This window comes from Mesorhizobium sp. WSM4841 (genome assembly GCF_055811515.1).
The window spans coordinates 184,955-204,413 of the sequence record NZ_JBVVQC010000008.1 but is presented as its reverse complement, the minus strand read 5'-3'; the positions used below and the strand labels follow the sequence as shown (position 1 = coordinate 204,413).

General features: G+C 61.6%; 15 protein-coding genes. 9 read left to right on the top strand and 6 right to left on the bottom strand.

From position 1 onward, the window contains the following. Positions 1-9: 9 nt before the first annotated feature. Together AC0L14_RS12695 and AC0L14_RS12690 are read right to left on the bottom strand one after the other, a co-directional pair. Complete coding sequence (locus AC0L14_RS12695; protein ID WP_473485551.1) at positions 10-1,317, bottom strand: YeaH/YhbH family protein; 1,308 nt, start codon at positions 1,315-1,317, stop codon at positions 10-12. Between the two features lie 19 nt (positions 1,318-1,336). Continuing rightward, positions 1,337-3,286: a PrkA family serine protein kinase gene (locus AC0L14_RS12690; RefSeq protein ID WP_123148505.1), complete on the bottom strand. Its 1,950-nt coding sequence runs from the start codon at positions 3,284-3,286 to the stop codon at positions 1,337-1,339. 387 nt (positions 3,287-3,673) lie between these two features. Between AC0L14_RS12690 and AC0L14_RS12685 the strand changes: the two genes are divergently transcribed. Then, positions 3,674-3,874: a hypothetical protein gene (locus AC0L14_RS12685; protein ID WP_473749681.1), complete on the top strand. Its 201-nt coding sequence runs from the start codon at positions 3,674-3,676 to the stop codon at positions 3,872-3,874. Between the two features lie 48 nt (positions 3,875-3,922). Here AC0L14_RS12685 and AC0L14_RS12680 read toward each other — a convergent pair whose 3' ends face one another. Next, positions 3,923-4,360 (bottom strand): DUF2267 domain-containing protein, encoded by a 438-nt coding sequence (locus AC0L14_RS12680; RefSeq protein WP_473485549.1) that lies wholly within the window; start codon positions 4,358-4,360, stop codon positions 3,923-3,925. 210 nt (positions 4,361-4,570) lie between these two features. On the opposite strand from AC0L14_RS12680, the gene coxB reads away from it, so the two are divergent. From coxB to AC0L14_RS12650, 6 genes are all read left to right on the top strand, one after another. After that, complete coding sequence (gene coxB, locus AC0L14_RS12675; RefSeq protein ID WP_473749680.1) at positions 4,571-5,548, top strand: cytochrome c oxidase subunit II; 978 nt, start codon at positions 4,571-4,573, stop codon at positions 5,546-5,548. Next, positions 5,545-8,061: a cytochrome c oxidase subunit I gene (gene ctaD, locus AC0L14_RS12670; protein WP_473749679.1), complete on the top strand. Its 2,517-nt coding sequence runs from the start codon at positions 5,545-5,547 to the stop codon at positions 8,059-8,061. The genes coxB and ctaD overlap by 4 nt, the downstream gene beginning before the upstream one ends. A 7-nt stretch (positions 8,062-8,068) precedes the next feature. Then, complete coding sequence (locus AC0L14_RS12665) at positions 8,069-8,449, top strand: hypothetical protein (RefSeq protein ID WP_473749678.1); 381 nt, start codon at positions 8,069-8,071, stop codon at positions 8,447-8,449. Then, positions 8,446-9,069 carry a cytochrome c oxidase assembly protein gene (locus tag AC0L14_RS12660; protein WP_473749677.1) on the top strand — a complete coding sequence of 208 codons (624 nt, stop codon included), beginning with the start codon at positions 8,446-8,448 and terminating at the stop codon, positions 9,067-9,069. The genes AC0L14_RS12665 and AC0L14_RS12660 overlap by 4 nt, the downstream gene beginning before the upstream one ends. Beyond that, complete coding sequence (locus tag AC0L14_RS12655) at positions 9,069-10,154, top strand: c-type cytochrome (protein WP_473749676.1); 1,086 nt, start codon at positions 9,069-9,071, stop codon at positions 10,152-10,154. Before AC0L14_RS12660 ends, AC0L14_RS12655 begins: the two co-directional genes overlap by 1 nt. Positions 10,155-10,260: 106 nt before the next feature. Continuing rightward, positions 10,261-11,535: a PQQ-dependent sugar dehydrogenase gene (locus AC0L14_RS12650; protein WP_473749729.1), complete on the top strand. Its 1,275-nt coding sequence runs from the start codon at positions 10,261-10,263 to the stop codon at positions 11,533-11,535. A gap of 95 nt (positions 11,536-11,630) precedes the next feature. On the opposite strand, the gene AC0L14_RS12645 is transcribed toward AC0L14_RS12650, so the two are convergent. The 3 genes from AC0L14_RS12645 to AC0L14_RS12635 form a co-directional block, all read right to left on the bottom strand. Then, entirely contained in the window at positions 11,631-12,761 is a 1,131-nt protein-coding gene (locus tag AC0L14_RS12645; protein ID WP_473749675.1) for a GNAT family N-acetyltransferase, read from the bottom strand. After that, positions 12,758-13,753: a sterol desaturase family protein gene (locus tag AC0L14_RS12640; RefSeq protein WP_473749728.1), complete on the bottom strand. Its 996-nt coding sequence runs from the start codon at positions 13,751-13,753 to the stop codon at positions 12,758-12,760. The genes AC0L14_RS12645 and AC0L14_RS12640 overlap by 4 nt, the downstream gene beginning before the upstream one ends. A gap of 201 nt (positions 13,754-13,954) precedes the next feature. Further along, positions 13,955-15,865 carry a heparinase II/III family protein gene (locus AC0L14_RS12635; RefSeq protein ID WP_473749674.1) on the bottom strand — a complete coding sequence of 637 codons (1,911 nt, stop codon included), beginning with the start codon at positions 15,863-15,865 and terminating at the stop codon, positions 13,955-13,957. A gap of 116 nt (positions 15,866-15,981) precedes the next feature. On the opposite strand from AC0L14_RS12635, the gene AC0L14_RS12630 reads away from it, so the two are divergent. After that, the gene (locus AC0L14_RS12630) at positions 15,982-17,223 is read left to right on the top strand and encodes a glycoside hydrolase family 5 protein (protein WP_473749673.1); all 1,242 of its coding nucleotides are present in this window, start codon (positions 15,982-15,984) and stop codon (positions 17,221-17,223) included. Positions 17,224-17,549: 326 nt separating this feature from the next. Next, complete coding sequence (asnB, locus tag AC0L14_RS12625) at positions 17,550-19,439, top strand: asparagine synthase (glutamine-hydrolyzing) (RefSeq protein ID WP_473749671.1); 1,890 nt, start codon at positions 17,550-17,552, stop codon at positions 19,437-19,439. Positions 19,440-19,459 lie beyond the last annotated feature (20 nt).

Sequence of the window (19,459 nt, the reverse complement as noted above, 5' to 3'; positions counted from 1 at the left end):
AGTTCCCCCTCAAGCACTTTTCTGGAAGGCCGGCTGCCTGGCAAAGAGCTGGCGAAAGACCGGATAGATGTCGGCTGCGTTGGCGATACGGCTCATCTGGAAATTCGGCCATCTCTGGTTGACAGCGCTGTAGGCGCGCCAGAGCGAGGTTCCATTGTCGGTGCTGCCGAAAATATGGCTCTCACGTTCGTCAATGATCTCGACATAGGCGAAATACTGGCACAGGCGCATGATCTGGCCGTCCATGAGACCGATGCAGCGCTCGGAATCGGTTACGAAATTGTCGCCGTCCGATGCCTGGGCGGCATAGATGTTCCACTCGTTGGAGGGATAGCGTTGCGCGATGATGCGATGCATCTCCTCGAGTGCCGTGGAAACGACCGTACCGCCGCTTTGGGTATTGTAGAAGAAGGTCTCCTCGTCCACCTCCTGCGCCTCGTGCGTATGGCGGATGAAGACGATTTCGGTGCGGTCGTAGCGCCGTTTCAGGAAGAGGTGCAACAGCACGAAGAAGCGCTTGGCCAGATCCTTCTCGCGTTCGCCCATCGAGCCGGATACGTCCATGAGACAGAACATGACCGCATTGGCATTCGGCACAGGCTGGGCGTCGAAACGGTTGAAGCGGATGTCGACGGGGTCGACATAGGCGATCCGCTTGCGGCGGCGCTCAAGTCGCTCAAGCTCTTCCCGCAACGCTGTAATGCGCTGGTGTGCCGCCGCGCTCTGGGGCTCTGCCTCCAGGATTGCGAGTTCCTTCTCAATCGCATCAAGTTCCTCGCGCCTAGGACGCCTGAGCGCAATCCGGCGACCATGGCTGTGTCGCATCGTGCGCCCGACATTGATATTGGTCGGGGAACCGGTCGCGGCGAATCCGGCCCGGCGCGGCTTAAAGGCAAGTATCTCCTTGAGGTTGAGCTTGACCATGTCGGGAAGTTCGAGATCCTCGAAAAAGAGGTCGAGCACCTCTTCGCGCGAGAGCACGAAACGAAAATCGTCTTCCGAGACCGTTTTCCCTGGAGACGAGCCGCCGCCGCCCTGGCCGGGCTTGGGAACCCGGTCGCCTGGAGCGAAATGCTTGTTGCCCGGCAGGATGTGCTGCCGCCTGCCGCTGTCCTTCGCATCGCTGAAGCTCGGCTCGGCTGTGCCCCTCGCCGGCATGGAGACGGCGTGCTCGCTGTCGACATCGGCGATCTTGCCGATACGGATCCGATCCCGGATGCTTCGCTTCAGCTCTTCGCGCGCACGCTTCAGGAAGCGCTGGCGGTTGCCGAGGCTCTTGTCCTTCGGGTTCAGTCGGCGATCGACAAAGATCGGCATGGAACCATCCCGGCCGGACTCAGCCCGCCTTGTTCACCCGCATGTACCAGTCCACCAGCCGGCGGACCTGACGTTCGGTGTAACCGCGTCCGACCATCCGATGCACGAACTCGGTATGCCGCTTCTCCGTTACGCTGTCCTGCTTGGAGCCGAAGCTGATCACCGGGAGCAGATCCTCGACTTGGCCGAACATCCGCTTCTCGATGACTTCGCGCAGCTTTTCATAGCTTGTCCATGACGGGTTGCGGCCATGGTTCCTCGCCCGGGCGCGCAACGTGAACTTCACGACCTCGTTGCGGAAGTCCTTGGGATTGGCAATGCCGGCCGGCTTTTCGACTTGCGACAGTTCGTTGTCCAGCACCCCGCGGTTGAGGATCTGGCCTGTATCGGGGTCTTTGTAGTCCTGATCCTCGATCCAGGCATCGGCGTAGGCGATGTAGCGGTCGAACAGGTTCTGGCCGTATTCGCTGTAGGATTCCAGATAGGCCTTCTGAATCTCATGGCCGATGAACTCGGCATAACGCGTCGCCAGTTCCGACTTTATGAAGTCAAGATAGGCGGCTTCCGTTTCCTTCGGGAACTGCTCGCGCTTGATAGCCTCCTCCAGAATGTACATCAGATGCACAGGATCGGCGGCCACTTCCTTGGTGTCGTAGTTGAATGTCTGCGACAGGATCTTGAAAGCGAAGCGTGTGCTGACGCCGGTCATGCCCTCGTCGACTCCGGCGGCATCGCGGTATTCCTGAACCGACTTCGCCTTGGGATCTATGTCCTTGAGGTTCTCGCCGTCATAAACGCGCATCTTCGTGTAAAGCGGCGAATTGTCGTGCTCGGCCAGACGGGTCGAGACGGTGAACCGGCTGAGAATGTCCAGCACCTCCGGTGCACAGGGACTGGAAGCCAACTCGCTTTCGCGCAGCAGCTTTTCGTAGATCTGCCTTTCTTCGGTGACCTGCAGGCAGTACGGCACCTTGACCACCAGGATACGGTCGAGGAACGCCTCGTTGTTCTTGTTGTTCTTGAACTGCAGCCATTCCGACTCGTTGGAATGGGCTACGACGATGCCCTGATAAGGGAAAGATCCGAAGTTTTCCGTACCGTTGTAGCTGCCTTCCTGGGTAGCGGTCAGCAACGGATGGAGGACCTTGATCGGCGCCTTGAACATCTCGACAAACTCAAGCAACCCTTGCGTGGTCCGGTTCAGGCCGCCGCTGTAGGAATAGGCGTCCGGATCGGATTGGCTGAAATGCTCGAGCTGTCTTATATCGACCTTGCCGACCAGGGCCGAAACGTCCTGGTTGTTCTCATCGCCCGGCTCGGTCTTGGCGATGCCGATCTGGCGCAGCCGCGAAGGCATCAGCTTCACGACGCTGAACTTGGAGATGTCGCCGGACAGTTCATCGAGGCGCTTGGCCGCCCACGGCGAGATCAGGCCGTTCAGCCGGCGCCGCGCGATGCCGTATTTGTCCTCCAAAAGGTCGCCCATGCGGTCAGGATTGAAAAGCCCGAGCGGCGATTCGAAAACCGGGCTGATCTGGCCGCCCACCTTCAGCGTATAGATCGGACGCTGCTCCATCAGCTTCTTCAGCCGTTCGGCGAGCGAGGACTTACCGCCGCCGACAGGGCCAAGCAGGTAGAGGATCTGCTTGCGTTCCTCGAGCCCTTGAGAGGCATAGCGGAAATAGCCGGCTATGCGCTCGATCGTGTCCTCCATGCCATAAAACTCGGAAAAGGTGGGATAAATCTTGATTGTCCTGTTGGCGAAAATGCGGCCGAGCCGCTCATCCATGCTGGTGTCGACCAGGGTGGGCTCGCCGATCGCCTCGACCATCCGTTCGGGCGCCGAGGCATACATCGATTTATCCTCGCGGCAGGCAAGGAGATATTGCTGGATGCTTATCTCCTCCTGCGCCACATTCGTGTAAATCTCCGAAAACAGATCGAAGACGTCGGACTGGTTCTCGCGCATGGTATCCTCGCCCCGGCCGGTCTGGTTGCTGTCGCCCTTCATTCAACTATCGGAAAGCCTTTGTGGTTCCCTATCATCACGTAGTGCGTCTGCGACCGGATGTTAGGGGTCGAGACAGATATAGTGAACGCCTGAAAGCCAGCCAGCGAATGGCTCGCACAATGGAACGTTTCCGAGGGATGTCCATTCTTCCATCAGCGCGTGCCGAGTGCAACAGCCCGCTGTGAACAAGCTGTTTTTCTGGAGGAAAACCATGCCGCCTGCGCTCAGCAGTTGAATTGGCGGCGCACGGGTGATTCGGTGAAGAGAGCTACACTGCGGTGCCCAACCCTGCACCAGGAGCAACGGTTTCGCTCCTTCTCGGTAACGAGGGAAAGGAGATGTTCCATGTTCGAGAACAGTATGTGGTTGATCGTCGTTGCTGGCGGCCCGAAAGCGATCGGGCCACTGAGCGACTGTATCGCGAGGGGAAAGACCGGCCGGGCGGAGGCAGCTGAGAACCGTATCGGCAGCCGGACTTTTGTCCTGCTGCTGCTAATGCATGTGGCGCAAAAGTGTGCAGCGGTTTTGCGACAACGACATGCATGAAAAACAACCTAAAGCGCGTCGCATGAGGCCGGTCGAACGCGACGCGCTTTAGACTCCAACACTTTCGGGCCAAAGCGCCCGGATCTGCTTCGGCAACGCGTCCCGCACCTTGGCCGACTGGCCGAGGTCGACATGCCTGGCGAGTACCTTGAACACGGATCTCGTCGCATCCTCGGGATTCACGGGTCGAGTGGATTTCATCTCCTCGGCCACCCGCTGCAGGAATTCCTCCAATGAACGGCTGGTGGCCGGCAGATCACGCGGCCTATACCGATCATAGTAGGCTCCGCGCACGAGAAGCGGCAGTTCCGCTCCCAAATTGGCAGCCAGTTCGATCTGCAGCCAATCCCGCAAGGTGCGTAAAACGGCTCCCAGCATATGCCAGGCAACGCGCCTATCGGGCCCGTGGTCGGCCATGATCTCGTCCAGCCAGATGTTTGTCGTCTGCAGGGTTTTGTCAAAAACTTCCAAGCCGGTTGCGCTCATCGTCGCCTCCTTTGGCATGGGCGATCCCAACACCCGCCCCCAACATTCCCCCCAACACTCGCTATGACGGGCAAACGGGGATCGAGCGCAATTGTTTCGTCACGCGTTGAAAAATTGCCCAAAGAGCAGCGGCGAATGCAGCTTGGTTCGAAAGCTCAGTTGCCCGGAACCTTCCGCCCCTCTCGCCGGTTTACGGCGGAGGGGTTGGAAATGGGTCAATATTTCAGCCTGTCCGCTGCGTCATTATTGCTCGCGAGCGGCTATGCCGGCGCCCGGTCGGTACTTGAGCCCGCGGGAGCGGAAGCGCAGCAGATAGCCATATTGTTCTGGGTAATGCTAAGCGGCGGCGCCGTCATCTGGCTGGGCGTGGTCGGCCTGCTTCTTCATTCAGCCCTATTTAATCGCCGCAGGCTGGCCGAAAAGTCTGCCAGCAGCATCATCCTTTGGGGCGGCGTGGTCTTCCCGTCGGTCACGCTTTGTGCCCTGCTCGCCTATGCACTGTGGCTGATGCCTGGCCTTCGGCCCTTCGCGCAGGCGAGCTCCGCCGCCCTGCGGATTGAAGTCATCGGCAGGCAGTTCTGGTGGGAAGTTGTCTACCGCCCATCTCAGCGGCCGCCGGTCGCTTCCGCCAACGAGATCAGGCTGCCGGTCGGCGAGCGGGTCGAATTGACCCTGAAAAGTGCCGATGTGATCCATTCCTTCTGGATCCCACCGCTCGGCGGCAAGATGGACATGATCCCCGGCCGCACCAACAGGCTTTCGCTCATGGCCACGAAAACCGGTATCTTCCGCGGGCCCTGTACGGAATATTGCGGCACGTCTCACGCGCTGATGGCGTTCTCGGCCGTGGCGATGGAGCCCGAAGCATTCCGGTCCTGGCTCGCCGCCCAGGCAATTTCCGCGGAAGGCGCCGGCGCGAGCGGCGGCGCGCTGTTCCTGCGCCATGGCTGCGGGTCGTGCCATTTCGTCGCGGGCACCGATGCGCGCGGCCTGATCGGCCCGGATCTTTCGCATCTCGGTTCCCGCGTTACCGTCGGAGCCGGAATCCTGCCCAACACCGAAGACGCCGTCGCCCGCTTCATCGCCCGGCCCGACCTGATCAAGCCCGGCTCCAGGATGCCGGCCTTCGAGATGTTGCCGCCGGACGACATTCGCGCCATAGCCGCCTGGCTGAGAGGCCTGCAATGAGCGCTGCGATCAAGGAGCGTTCGCGGGAGGAATACAAGGCGCAGGAAGATCGGCTGCGCGCCGTCTGGGCCAATCCGGCCGGCTGGCGCTACTGGACCTCGGTGAACAATTTCCAGATCGGCCTCTGGTACGGCTCGGCCGCCTTCGCCTTCATGCTGTTCGCCGGCGCGCTCGCGCTGCTGATGCGGCTGCAGCTCGCCGTGCCCGACAACGACTTCCTGTCGGCCGACTTCTTCAACCAGGCGTTCACCCTGCATGGCACGGTGATGATGTTCCTGTTCGCGGTGCCGATCTTCGAGGCGGTCGCGATCTTCCTGCTGCCGCCGATGCTGGGCGCGCGCGAGATGCCGTTCCCGCGCCTCGGGGCGTTCAGTTTTTGGAGCTTTCTCCTCGGCGGTATCTTCGTCTGCGGCTCGATCTTCTTCAATGCGGCGCCGTCGGCAGGCTGGTTCATGTATCCGCCGCTCGCCACCGACAAGCAGCTCTCCGGCATCGGCGCCGATATCTGGCTGCTCGGCCTTTCCTTCATCGAAGTCGCCTCGATCGCGGCCGCCGTCGAACTCATCGTCGGCATCATGAAATGCCGCGCGCCGGGCATGCGCATCAACCTGATGCCGCTCTTCGCCTGGTACCTGCTGATCGTTGCCGGAATGATCCTGTTCGCCTTCCCGCCGCTGATCGCCGGCGACCTCCTTTTCGAGATGGAACGGATGTTCGATTGGCCGTTCTTCGACGCAGCGCGCGGGGGCGACCCGCTGCTGTGGCAGCATCTGTTCTGGATATTCGGCCATCCGGAAGTCTACATCATCTTCCTGCCGGCGATCGCGCTGATGGCGATGATCGTGCCGACTTTTTCCCAGCGTCCGATCGTCGGTTATTCCTGGATCGTGCTCGCGGCAGTGGGGACGGGGTTCCTCTCCTTCGGCCTGTGGGTGCACCATATGTTTGCCACAGGCCTGCCGCAGATCTCGCTGGCCTTCTTCTCGGCGGCCTCCGAGGCGGTGGCGATCCCGACGGGCGTGCAGATCTTCGTCTTCATCGCCACCATGCTGGCCGGCCGGGTGATCTTCTCGACCCCGATGCTGTTCGGCACCGGAGGATTGGCCATCTTCGTCATCGGTGGCCTGACGGGCGTCATGGTGGCGCTCGCACCTTTCGACTGGCAGGCGCACGACACGTATTTTGTCGTCGCGCACCTCCATCATGTGCTGATCGGCGGCATGCTTTTCCCGGTCGTGGCCGGGCTCTATTACTACTATCCGCTGATCGACGCGAAGAAGCTCTCCGCCCGTCTCGGGCGGCTCGCCTTCTGGCTGATGTTCTGCGGCTTCAGCATCGCCTTCTTTCCGATGCATCTGAGCGGGCTGCGCGGCATGCCCCGGCGCGTCTTCACCTATCCGGCCGAAATCGGCTTGGACTGGCTGAACCTGATCTCGACGGCCGGAGCCTTCATCTTCGCCGCCGGCGTGCTGGTGGTCGTCTTCGACGTGCTCAGGCCGAAGCACAGGGAGCCGCGCGGCGAATTCAACCCATGGAACGCCGGCACGCTGGAATGGATCTCCGAGCCGGAGGAGAACTGGGGCGTCCGCTCGATACCCATCGTGCGCAGCCGCTACCCCCTCTGGGACCAGAAGGATCTTGCGCGCAAGGTCAATGGCGGCCGCTATTACCTGCCCGACGCGGAAGAGGGATGGCGCGAAGGCCTGGTCACCTCCGTGCTCGACGCCGAGCCCATCCAGGTGCTGCGGGTCGGCGGCACGTCCCATGTCACGATCGTCTCGGCCCTCTCGCTCGGGGCCGCCTTCATCGCGCTTACCTTCCACTGGTGGATCGCGACGGCGCTGGCCGCAATCACCTGCTTTTGCGCCGTCATCTACTGGCTCTGGACGGGCACCGGAGAAATCCCAGAGAAGCCGGAAAAGGATGTCGGTCTGGGGCTCAGCCTGCCGCTTTATGCCTCCGGCCCCGATTCGGTCGGCTGGTGGGCGATGTTCATCACCATGGTGGGCGACGGCACGGCCTTCGCCAGCCTCGTCTTCGGCTATTTCTTCTACTGGACGATCCATATCGACTTCACCGCGGGGATTGCCGGGCCTGACGCAGCCTGGTCGCTGGCGGCTGCCATCCTGTTCGCTGCAGCGTGGGGATTGATGGTGGCGGCCCGCATGTTCAACAGGCGCGGCGCCACGGCCGCTATGCGCGGCTTGCTGGTGCTGTCCCTGCTGACGACCGTTGCCGCATCCGCCGCAGGCTTGGCCGCGCCGTGGTCTCCCGGCATGGACCCGACGCGCCACGTCTATCCCGCAATCGTGTGGATCCTCGTGATCTGGGTGCTCGCCCATGCCGCGCTCGGCACGGTCATGCAGGCCTATTGCCTGGCCCGCTCGCTGGCGGGCCGACTGACACCGAAGCATGACATGGATCTAAGCAACGTGGTGCTCTACGGGCATTTCCTGCTGGTCACCGCCGTCATCACCTTCGCCACTATTGGCCTCTTTCCGGCAGCGATGTGAGGCGGCGATGCGGCTCATCCCGAAAGAGATCGAAACGCTCTGGACGCTGTTTACCGCGCCCGTGGTGTGGGTTGCGCATTTCCTCGTTTGCTACATAGGCGCGGCGATCTATTGCGCTAAGCCCGAGCTTGTCGGGCTGAGTTTCAGCGCTGTGCGCGCGGGCATCGCCGCCGCCACTGTGATCGCCCTTTCACTCATCGCGCTGTCCGCATGGCTCGCCTGGCGGCAATGGGGCTTCGGCACCGACGATCCGCCGCATGACGATCCGACGAAGCGGGACCGGGCCCTGTTCCAGGGTTTTGCGACGCTGCTGCTCTCGGGTCTCAGCTTCATCGCCGTGATCTTCACCGCGATGCCCGCGTTGTTCCTGACGGAGTGTATCCGGTGAGACGCGCATGCCTCATCCTCGGTCTCTTTGTCCTTGCCCTGGTCTGGCTCGGACCGCTGCTCGACGCCTGGCAGGATTCGTTTTCGGCGCACATGCTGGCGCATATGGGAGTGGTGGCGATCGCTGCGCCGCTGATGGCGATTGGGATCCCGCTCGGCCCGACACCAGATGCAAGCCGGGCGTTCACCCTCGCCCTTCCCGCCTCCCTCGTCGAACTCATCGTCGTCTGGTCCTGGCACGCGCCGGCCTTGCGGACGCTGGCGGAAAGCTCGCTGTTTGCGACCGCCATCGAGCAGGCCACGTTCCTCGCCGCCGGGCTGTTCTTGTGGCTGGCCTGCCTGCCGCGCCGCGACTCGGATACCGCAGGCAATGCCGCCGGCGCTTTCGCCCTGCTTCTCACGTCAATCCATATGACCTTGCTCGGCGCGCTGCTGGCGCTGACCCCAAGGCCGCTTTATGGGACAGGCGAGGTAAGCTGCCTCGGCGTCGCGCTTTCCGCGCAGCAGGATCAGGAGCTTGGCGGCGTAGTCATGCTTGTGGTCGGCGCCGCGGTCTATCTGGCCGGCGGTGTGACGCTTTTTGCGCGCATGCTCGCCGCCCCGCCGCGAAAGGCGGTCTGATGCATATCAGCTGGAAGAAGCTCGCCATCGCGCTTGCCATTCTGCCCTTTGTCGTGGTGCTGGCGGCCTGGATCGGCTTTTTCAATGTCGGTGCCTCAAGCGGCCATTGGAAGATCACGGAATGGTTTCTCCATTTCGCCATGCGATCGGCTGTGCGCACCTATGCCCTGGCGGTCGATATTCCGGAAGCTTTGCCGCGCCATGCGGTCCAGCCGGCCGCCGGGCATTTCGCGCGCGGCTGCGCCATCTGTCACGGTGCGCCGGGCGAACCGCGATCTCCTGTCGTCATGAGGATGCTGCCGCAGCCGCCTGACCTTGCCGGGACCGTCGGCGAATGGTCCGACGCGGAGCTTTTCCGCATCGTCAAGCACGGCGTGCGCTTTACCGGCATGCCGGCTTGGCCGACTCAGGAACGCGACGACGAAGTCTGGGCGATGGTCGCCTTCCTACGCGAACTGCCGTCGATGGACGAAGCCATCTATCGTGATCTCGCCTATGGAGAAAGGCTTGCGCCTCCTGCAGGCGTAGCCGGAGCCCTCAGGCAGGCGCTCGCGGATTGCGCCCGCTGCCACGGTGCGGACGGGCTCGGGCGCGCTCCCGCGATACCCGTTCTCGCCGGGCAGAGCGAGGCCTATCTCCTTGAAAGCCTGCGTGCCTATGCCGAGGGAGGCCGGGCAAGCGGGTTGATGAGCCTGCCCGCAACTGAGGCAAAGCCTCAGTTCTGGCCGGACCTGGCCAAGCATTTCGCCGCCCTGCCGACGATGCACCCCGGCGTCGGGGGCGATCCCGCACTTGTGCGGCGCGGCAGGGAAATCGCCGAGAAAGGGGTGAAGGACGCCGGCGTGCCTGCCTGTCTCGGCTGTCACCGAAGACACGACCGCAGCCCGCTCTATCCCTCCATTGCCGGCCAGCCGGAGCGCTATATCGAGGCGCAGCTTGGGCTGTTCAGGGCGGGAAAGCGTGGCGGAACGCGCTTCGGCCATCTCATGGCCAATGCCGCGAAGGGCCTGACAGACGACGACGTCCGTGCGCTTGCGGCCTACTTCTCCCTATCGGCCGCTCCGTCCGCAACCGGAACGCGATAAGCGCGTTTGCGTTCATTCGACCTTCCGAGGTCTGGTGAAAAACTTGCTTACCGCCCTTCTCGTGCTGATCATTCTTCTTGTCGTCGCCGGCGGGGCCGTCTTCTTCCTGTCCCGCGAAGAGGCGACAGTTCCGATCGCGGAGACCTATGGCCCCAACCCGACCCTGCCGGACCCCAATCCGACCTGGCTGCCGACCGTCCGTGTCGCCAAGGCCAGGCCGTGGCCGCAGGGCACGAAGCCGACGGCGGCCCAGGGATTTGCGGTCAACGAGTTTGCCGGCGGGCTCGACCATCCGCGCTGGCTGTACGTGCTGCCAAACGGCGACGTGCTGGTGGCCGAGAGCAATGCGCCGCCCAAGCCGGACGAGGGCTTCAGCATACGCCGCTTCTTCGTAGATTTCTTCCAGAGTCAGGCCGGCGCGGGAACGCATAGCGCCAATCGCATTTCGCTGCTGCGCGATCAGGATGGCGACGGGGTGGCTGAAACCAAAACCGCCTTTCTCACAGGGCTGTTCTCGCCATTCGGCATGACCCTGCTCAACGGCAAGCTCTATGTCGCCAACGCCAATGCAATTGTGGCCTTTCCCTACCAGGAGGGCGCGACCGAGGTCACCGCACCGGCGGAGAAGATCGTCGACCTGCCTGCGGGGAGGAACCACCACTGGACCAAGGACGTGACCGCCTCGCAGGACGGGACAAAGCTCTATGCGACGGTCGGATCCAATTCCAATGTCGGCGAGAACGGCTTGGAGGAAGAGGAGAACCGCGCCGCCGTGCTGGAAATCGATCTCGCCTCGAAACAGACGCGTCTCTTCGCCTCCGGGCTGCGCAATCCGAACGGCCTGTCCTGGAATCCGGAAAGCGGCGAGCTCTGGGTCGCCGTCAATGAGCGTGACGAGATCGGCAGCGATCTCGTGCCGGACTACATGACTTCGGTGCGGGATGGCGGCTTCTACGGCTGGCCCTACAGCTATTTTGGCCAGCATGTCGACGATCGCGTCGAGCCGCAGCGGCCCGACCTCGTCGCCGAGGCGATCAAGCCGGACTATGCGCTCGGGGCGCACACGGCTTCATTGGGCCTGACCTTCAACACGGGCGACCTGTTCGGTCCTCAATACAGGAATGGCGCCTTCGTCGGGCAGCATGGCTCGTGGAACCGCAAGCCGCACAGCGGCTACAAGGTGATTTTCGTACCGTTTACCGGCGGCAGGCCCTCCGGTCCGCCTCAAGACATCCTCACCGGCTTCCTCAGCGAGGACAACAAGGCTTTTGGCCGTCCTGTGGGGGTGGCGATAGACCGGAGCGGCGCCCTGCTGGTGGCGGATGACGTCGGCAACAAGGTCTGGCGGGCTGTTCCATCTCAGACACAATCGACACTTTGAGCGGTTGGTGCTGCCGGCGACCCGATGAGGAAGCGATAGGACACCGCTTGCCATTGCCTGTCGGACACGGTGTTCCGGCGCCGATCAAGCCGAAATCAAGATGTCGGCACCGGTCCGCGCCCGCGTACGTGCCGGACCCTCTGACGCATACGATCGGCAAGAGAAGCGATCGAGCCTTGCGCCGTACGCGCCCCAAGAACGGATTGCAGAACGACACCCTGCGTTGCGAATTTGTGCTTGAACGACTCTGCGCCGCACAGGAAATCGACCGTGCCCAGGCTGTGATCGATCGACCACTGTATGTAGTCCATCATCAGGATCATGCCGGGCGACGCCTGGCTGAAATCCGGATCGAAAGTGGTCACGAACGCCATCATGGTGTGGTGCTGGACGAAGTTGATGGAGACCGCGACCATCGCGCCATCGCATTCAAGTACGAAAATGCGCAGCACGCCAGCGCGCGCCAGCGCGTCGACGAGTGCCGCGAGCACTGGCGCTCCCTCTTCAAAAAGTTGGGATTCACGCTTGCGCTCCACCAGCCATCTGCGCTTCAGGGCAGAGAGCCGGTCTAGTACCGGCTGCAATGGCTCGTCTGGCGCAAGCAGGCGAAATTTTATTTTCCCCGCTTCTTCCAACGTCTTGACGCCGCGCCGATAGTTCTGCCGCGTCTTTTTCGATTGCTCCGCGAACCACGCGGCTCCGCTCTCCCACTGTCCGGCCACGCGATAACTGACTTCCTCTCTGTGATTGGGGCGAAGCCTGATCCCGCCGGAGGTATCCGGAGTGAAAATTTTGCGGACCGCCGCACCCGGCAAGAGATGATTGAGAAAGGCAATATCGAAGCCACCGGCGTCACAGATCTGGGCCCATACGTCCTGCAGGGCCGATAACGAGCATTCCGGAGCAACGAGGATATCCCCGTAATCAGTATAGCTGCTGGCCGCCCATTCGAGAAACCGCAGGCCTTTGCGCTTGCCGATCGTCAGGGGAACGACGGCAACCAGCCTGTCACCGTTCCAGACCAGGCCGATCCGCAGCGCGCGCTGGTCACGGTTCGCTACGGTACTCCACCATGCCGAAATCCAGGCAGGACTCTGAAAGATCAGCCCATCGGTGCGATGCCAAAGATGCATCCAATCGGCTTCGATCGCAGCCAGGCGATCCGCCGAACGGACAACTTCCAGGCGCTCTGCGCTCGAAGCGTCAATCGAAACAATGGTGTTCATGAAGGGGAACGATCCTGTGGCTGAGCGATGACATCGGGACGCCTCGGGAACAGTCGGACGACATGCCCTCCCATCTTCTTGAGCGGCAGGATGTAAAGCCCAAAGAGCGACTGATAGTCGCGCACATCGCGATCTATCAGGCCAAATTTGAGGTCTTCATCCGGATCCGGGACAAACTGCGTCCCGAAGAGGCGATCCCAGAACGAAAACAGCAGGCCAAAATTTTTGTCGTAGTGGCGAGGGTCGATGCTGTGGTGCACCTGGTGCCAGTGCGGACACAAGACGATGCTGTTCAGCGGGCCGAAGGAAATCTTGAAATGGGTATGGCGAACAAAGTCCATCATCAGGATGTTGCGGATGACATAGACGTTGATGCCGAAGATAGCGATCTCTACTGGATCGAGCGCGATCAGGCTCCAGATGCCGAAGCAGATCCCCGGGATGACGCCATCCCAGATACGGTTCATCAGGTCGTCCAGCGGATGAACCCGATCCTTGGTGATTCCCACCATCACCTCGGCCGAATGATGCACTTTGTGCAATTCCCATAGGAACGGGAAGTGGTGCTGGGCGACATGGTAGAGATAGTACGAAATATCGTAGGCGATCAGCATGGTTGCGGTGAAGATGACGATCGTCACCGGTCCGGCCGGGCCGTCGATGAGCGGCGCCTGGATATCAAAGAGCCAGCCGATTGCCTGGTGTGTCCCATAGCCCACGGCGGCAACGAAGGTGACGCCGGCAGGGATGAGCAGGAAAGGCATTATCGCCCGTTTGGTGACCCAAAATAGAACATCCGCTCGCGCCGACGGGTGCAGGATGACTTCCGCCGGAAAAGCGAAATCGAAAAAGTCCCTGAGGGATTTATGCTCGACGGTTCGCCAGTAAGCGATGACCGCGCTGCCCATTGCTGTGAACAAAAGCAGGCCGAGCGTCAGCAGATTGACGTTCGCAAGCTTTTCCACAATCACTCTGGCGAATTCAGAAAACATCGGTGCAGTGGCTCCTGGGCCGTAAGATGGCGATCCGGCGAACTGCACAGCAAGAAACTTGCCAAATCCACTGCATGTTGCCTGCAACCAGATGGCTATTGCGGCTGCTACGAGCAGCTAGCAGGTCAACCGTAACAAAACGCTAAATGTCCGAGCGCAAATAATAATCACACCGGATGGCCTACTCCGCTGCGGCGGCGGTTACGATCTTTGCGGCGGGGGGATTGCCGCGAGGTGGATTTCAATCCCGTCTTCGCCCACTTCGCCGCGCCAGGCGATGCGTTCGGCTGGCTGCCTGGCGCCAAAACGCGGTGAAACCCAGCCGCCCTGCCCCGGTGCGTCGCCGCCGGCGCGGATGTCGACCGCAGCGTCTGGAAAGCGAATGGCCATCAGCGGCTCATCGCCGCGCAGCACCATAACCGTGTTTGCGTCCCGGTTGGCGCCGAGGCCGGCTGCGAGTTGAAAGACGACTTCGGCCACGCGCCTGCCGCCGAGCAGTTGGTCGGTCACGACGATTCCGTCGGCCTGGTGCATCACGGTGCGCTGATGCACGACGCCGAAGCGGCTTCTATACCCGTCATGCCTGGCGCGTAGCTTCCACTGCGTTCCCGGCTCGCTCTCCACCAATGCCGCAACCGCCTTGTGCGACCAGTTGAACTCCCCGGCAATGATGCTTTGGCTTTTGCCCTCGATATTCAGTGTGTTGTGCGCCGGTGTCGAGCGGAACCAGTCGCGCCAGACGCCCCCCGAACCGTAGAGCCAGGTGCCGGGGTCGACCAGCATCGGCTCGCCATCGATGCACAAGGTGAGCGACAGCGCGTCGGCATGGCCGTGAGCTGCTATCGAGAGATAGCCGAGCGGGCCGTGGTCGAAGGTCAGATCGATGCTGCGGCCATTCATCTCACCGCGCCAGACGGAGAGCCCGCCTTGCGTGAACGTTTGCAGCCCATGCGATACCGGTGCCGGTTCCGGCGGCGTGCCAAAGAAAAGCGCACGAAAATCGTCTGGCTCCGCCGCGTTGCCCGGCATCCGTAGAAAGCCGTGGATGGCGGCGGCGACGGATCGGACATAGTCCGGCTCATCCCCGAGCGTCAGCACGCGACCTTCATCGTTGTCGCCAAAGCCGGCGGCTGGTGGGAGCCAGGCGACGAAATTGGCAAATGCGGCCAGACGCGCTTCGATGGGCGAGGGAAACGGCGTTCCGGCCTGGCGTGCCGCAGCGGCGCACAGCAAGATGAGTTCGGCGGTGAAGGCCGCGTATGTCGGGGTCTGCTCGGCACCGGCGCCATCGGCGAGTATCTGCTTGCGCGCCTCAGCCAGGAGGGCGCCGCGTGCAGCGTCGGGTGCGGTCCCCAACGCCAGGCCGATCAGATATTCGCCAGCCAGTTCTGCGACGAGATGGTTGTTGGCGGAGGAAAATCGAGAAGGGAACCGCGGCAGCCAATAGGCGCTTGCCGCTAGTATTTCACCCACTTGCTGCCGTGTCGCCGCGCCCAGTCGGTCACCGACGAGGTCCATGGTGACAATCAGGCTGATGGCTCGCAGCGCCACTTCGATGCCGGAGGCCCAGCCAACCCCTCGAAACGGCGGATTGGCTGAATGCCAGCTGTCGACCGCCGCCTCTATGGCCATCCGGGACCGGTCGTCGCCGGCGAGAAGCAGGTGGGCGGCCAGTGGCGGCAGCTGCTGCAGCCGGTTGATCTCCCAAACGTATTTTACATCGCCGCGGCCGCCGCCATGACGAAAATCGATATCGAAAGTATGGGTCTCGGGGCCTGGCCAAAGCCTGCCGGTCACCGGATCAAGGCGCCAAAGCTCGGGAGGAAACAGCCGATCGCTGTCGCGCCGTGGCCATGTCCGCCCAAGTGCGGAAAACTGGCCCCCAAGCGTGTTTTGCACCGCCGCCGCTATGGCTTGCCGTTGAGCCGGTGTCGCATCCAGCGCAGCATCGCGCAATCCACACAGCACCGGGTGCAATTGGGGCGAAGCATAGCGCTCCCAGCCATCGTCGCGGCGGCGCGAAGCGATCCTTCGACGCTGCTCGCCCAGCCGGTGCAACACCTCAGCCGGCTCCATGCTGCGCAACCGGTTGATGTACCAGCCGATTCTCATACGCGCTCCGCCAAGGTTTCGATTCTTATATACCATGCTGTCGAAAAGCCTTGCCACGGCAATCCTCCTTTTCCGATCCTGCGGTTATATCTCCGACCATGATACGGAGAGTGATGATGAGAAGGATGGCGTGTGTTGCGGCGTGGGTGCTCGGCATGGCGATAGCCGCCAACGCTGCGCCGATCCCGCTCCAGCGCGGCGTTGGCGTGCATGAATGGCTGAACTGGTCGTCGGTAGACGACGATGGATCCTACCGTTGGCCGCCCTATCGCAGCGAGGAGGAGTGGCGCGCTGGACATAGGCCGCTCGCCGATTGGCCCGGCGGCGACGCGTTTGCGCGCATTCGATCGATGGGCTTCGACTTCGTCCGGCTGAGCGTCGACCCCGGCCCTCTGCTTGCCAGCGAGGGCGTCAAACGGCAGCAGGCGCTGGACATACTTGCCGCCGCGGTCGAGCGGGTCACGTCGGCCGGCCTTAAGGTGGTTTTCGACCTGCACGGCGTCACCCAGGTTCCGGCCTACAGCATGGAGATGATCTATGACGGTGCCGACAGCGAGGGCGTTGCCAGCTATCGCGAAATGGTTGTGGCGGTCGCCACCATGCTGGTCAAGGTTGGCACCGACAAGGTAGCCCTCGAGCCTTATAACGAGCCGGCGTATTACCCTTGTGATTCGAGCGGGAGCAATGACTGGCAGCGGATCATGGCAGACACGGTCCGCGATATTCGCGCAGTCAGCAGCGAACTCACCATCGTCGCAACAGGCGCCTGTGGCGGCAGCATTGCCGGACTGGTCAATCTCACCCCGGGGTTTGACGATCCGAACCTCTACTACAGCTTCCACATGTATGAGCCGCACAGTTTCACGCACCAGCGGCCCGACGGGACAGGTGCCTTCGCCTCGGGCCTGCCCTGGCCGGCCGACAGCAGCACGCCCGAAAAGGTGACCGAAACCCTTAAGGCGCAGATGGACGCGGCCGGCTTGAGCCCGATCGAGCAGCTGATGAACATGGTCGCGGCGCGTGAAGCAATCACCCGATATTTCGAGCACAATTGGGGCCTGAGCCAACTCGAAGCGAGCTTCCGTCAGGCGGTCGATTGGGCCGAGGCGCAGGGCATCCCAAGCCGGCGGCTCTTCATGGGCGAATTCGGCGCCATCCTCATGTCGGCGGACGGCCGAATGGGCGCGTTCGACGCTGACCGTCTGCGCTATCTCACGGCGGTGCGCCAGCAGGCGGAACGCTTCGCGATACCATGGTCTGTCTGGGAATTCTCGAATCCCTATGGAATGACCGTCATCCGGCCCGAAGGGCCTGCGGTCCCGGACCAGGAGATGTTGCGGGCACTGGGCCTGCCATAGTTGCCATACCCTCTGCGGGTAGGCAGCCGGGCGGCAACGCCACCTGTCCCCGCCGCATTGGATCGAGATCGGTCTGCCTTCGTTAAATGGCCCGTCTAGCCAGCATTCTCGCTGGCTATCAATCAAGCAACGGCAGGAGCTACGGTCTGCGGCCGCAACCGTCGGTGGTACTTAAATAAGGCCGGCAGAGTCTGATCGAACCGATCAACCTCTGCCTTGAATCACCTTGGCGGCTTTTTCCTCGCGATCCGGTTTCGTCGGCAACCAAGTGTTTAATACATTCGTCGTAAATAGCGGCGCCAATACGCGCGCCCAGGGAAGAGATAATGTGTGGAATTGCCGGCTGGATCGGGCCGAGGGTCGAGAATCCACAAGATCGGGCCGCCGGAATGTCCAACGCATTGCGGCATCGTGGTCCCGATGCCGAAGGCACCGAGTTCTTGGACTTGAACACCGGCGAGAACCAATTGGCATTGGTGCATCGCCGGCTGGCGATTATTGACCTAAACGCCGATTCAAATCAGCCGATGCATATCGACGACGGCCGTCTCAGAATTATTTTCAACGGCGAAATATACAACTATATCGAGTTGCGCCAGGAACTGATCGGCCTCGGTCACCAATTTCGAACGCGCTCCGATACCGAGGTGCTGCTCAGAGCTTATGATCAGTGGCACTTGTCCATGTTTGACCGATTGAGCGGCATGTTCGCCTTTGCGCTCTGGGATGCTCAGAGGCACGAATTGATCCTCGGCCGGGATCCCTTCGGCAAAAAGCCACTTTACCTCATGCAAAGCAAGAAATTGCTGTCCTTTGCCTCAGAGATCAATGCGTTGCTGTCATCGCAGGCAAATGCGCAGCAGCTCGATCTGGACGCCGTGCACGAGTATCTGCGCTGGCGTTACGTGCCTGGACCACGCACGCTTTTTAAACAGATCCGCAAACTTAACCCCGGAAGCTATGCCGTTTGGTCGCAAGGGACAGTGACGGAAACGCGCTATTATACGCCTCCAGATCAAACGGAGCTGACCGAGGATATCGACGACGAAACCGCCAAGCGACGATTCCTGGAACTGTTCGACCATTCCGTCGAAATCAGAATGCGCAGCGATGCACCCTTTGGCGCCTTTCTCTCCGGAGGCCTCGACTCGTCAGCAATCGTCGCCCTTATGACCAAGCACAGCGACAAGCCCATTCGTACATTTTCGGTCGGATTCAGCGAACCGGCTTATAGCGAACTCCCATTCGCCCGACGCGTCGCCGACCATTTCAAGACTGATCATTGCGACCTGGTCATTGAAGCGGACGACCTGATTGACCACCTGCCCAAGTTGATTCGCCATCTGGGGGCGCCCGTTTCACAAAGTTCGGATATTCCAATTTACCTGATGTCGGAGCGAGCCTCGCAGGACGTCAAGATGGTGCTCACAGGGGAAGGGGCAGACGAGGTCCTCGGCGGGTATCCCAAACATCGCGCAGAGTCGCTGGCTGGAATCTACCGGTCGCTCGTTCCAGCCTTGCTCCACGACAACCTCCTCGCCCCTTTGATCCGCGCTATGCCTGGCGCATCGGCCAAGTTCGATACATTTGCCCGAAGCGCGGGCGAAAGGGACTTTGCCACCCGGATGATCTCCTGGTTTGGAGCCATGACGGCGCGGCAACACGGTCGCCTCACCGGTGCGCCGGCCAATTGCCGCAATCAGCGTAACAACCTCCCGTTCTCCTCAAGCGCGAAGGCATCCCATCTTCGCCGGGCGCTGTTTTTCGATCAGACATCGTGGTTGCCCGACAATCTCTTGGAACGAGGCGACCGGATGATGATGGCCGGTTCAATCGAAGGAAGAATGCCGTTCCTCGATCGCGATCTGGTTGCGTTCGTCAGCAAATTGCCGGATCGCTACAAGGTGGGTTGGCGGATGGGTAAGCTGATCTTGCGCAACAGCATGGCCAACATGCTTCCTGAGGAAATTCTCAACCGCCGCAAGATCGGGTTCAAGGTGCCCGTCGCCGAATGGTTCCGCGGGTCGATGAGGAACTACGTGCACGACCATCTTTGCTCCTCTCATTCCGTCATTCGCAGCTATTTGAGCGCGAAATACCTTGATCAAATCGTCTCGGAGCACACCAAGGGCGCCGCAGACCACGAAAAGCTGATATGGGCGCTGTTGAATTTGGAGATATTCCATCGCGAATTCGAGCTTGGAGCGCCGCAGTGACGCCACTGGGATCGGATGTC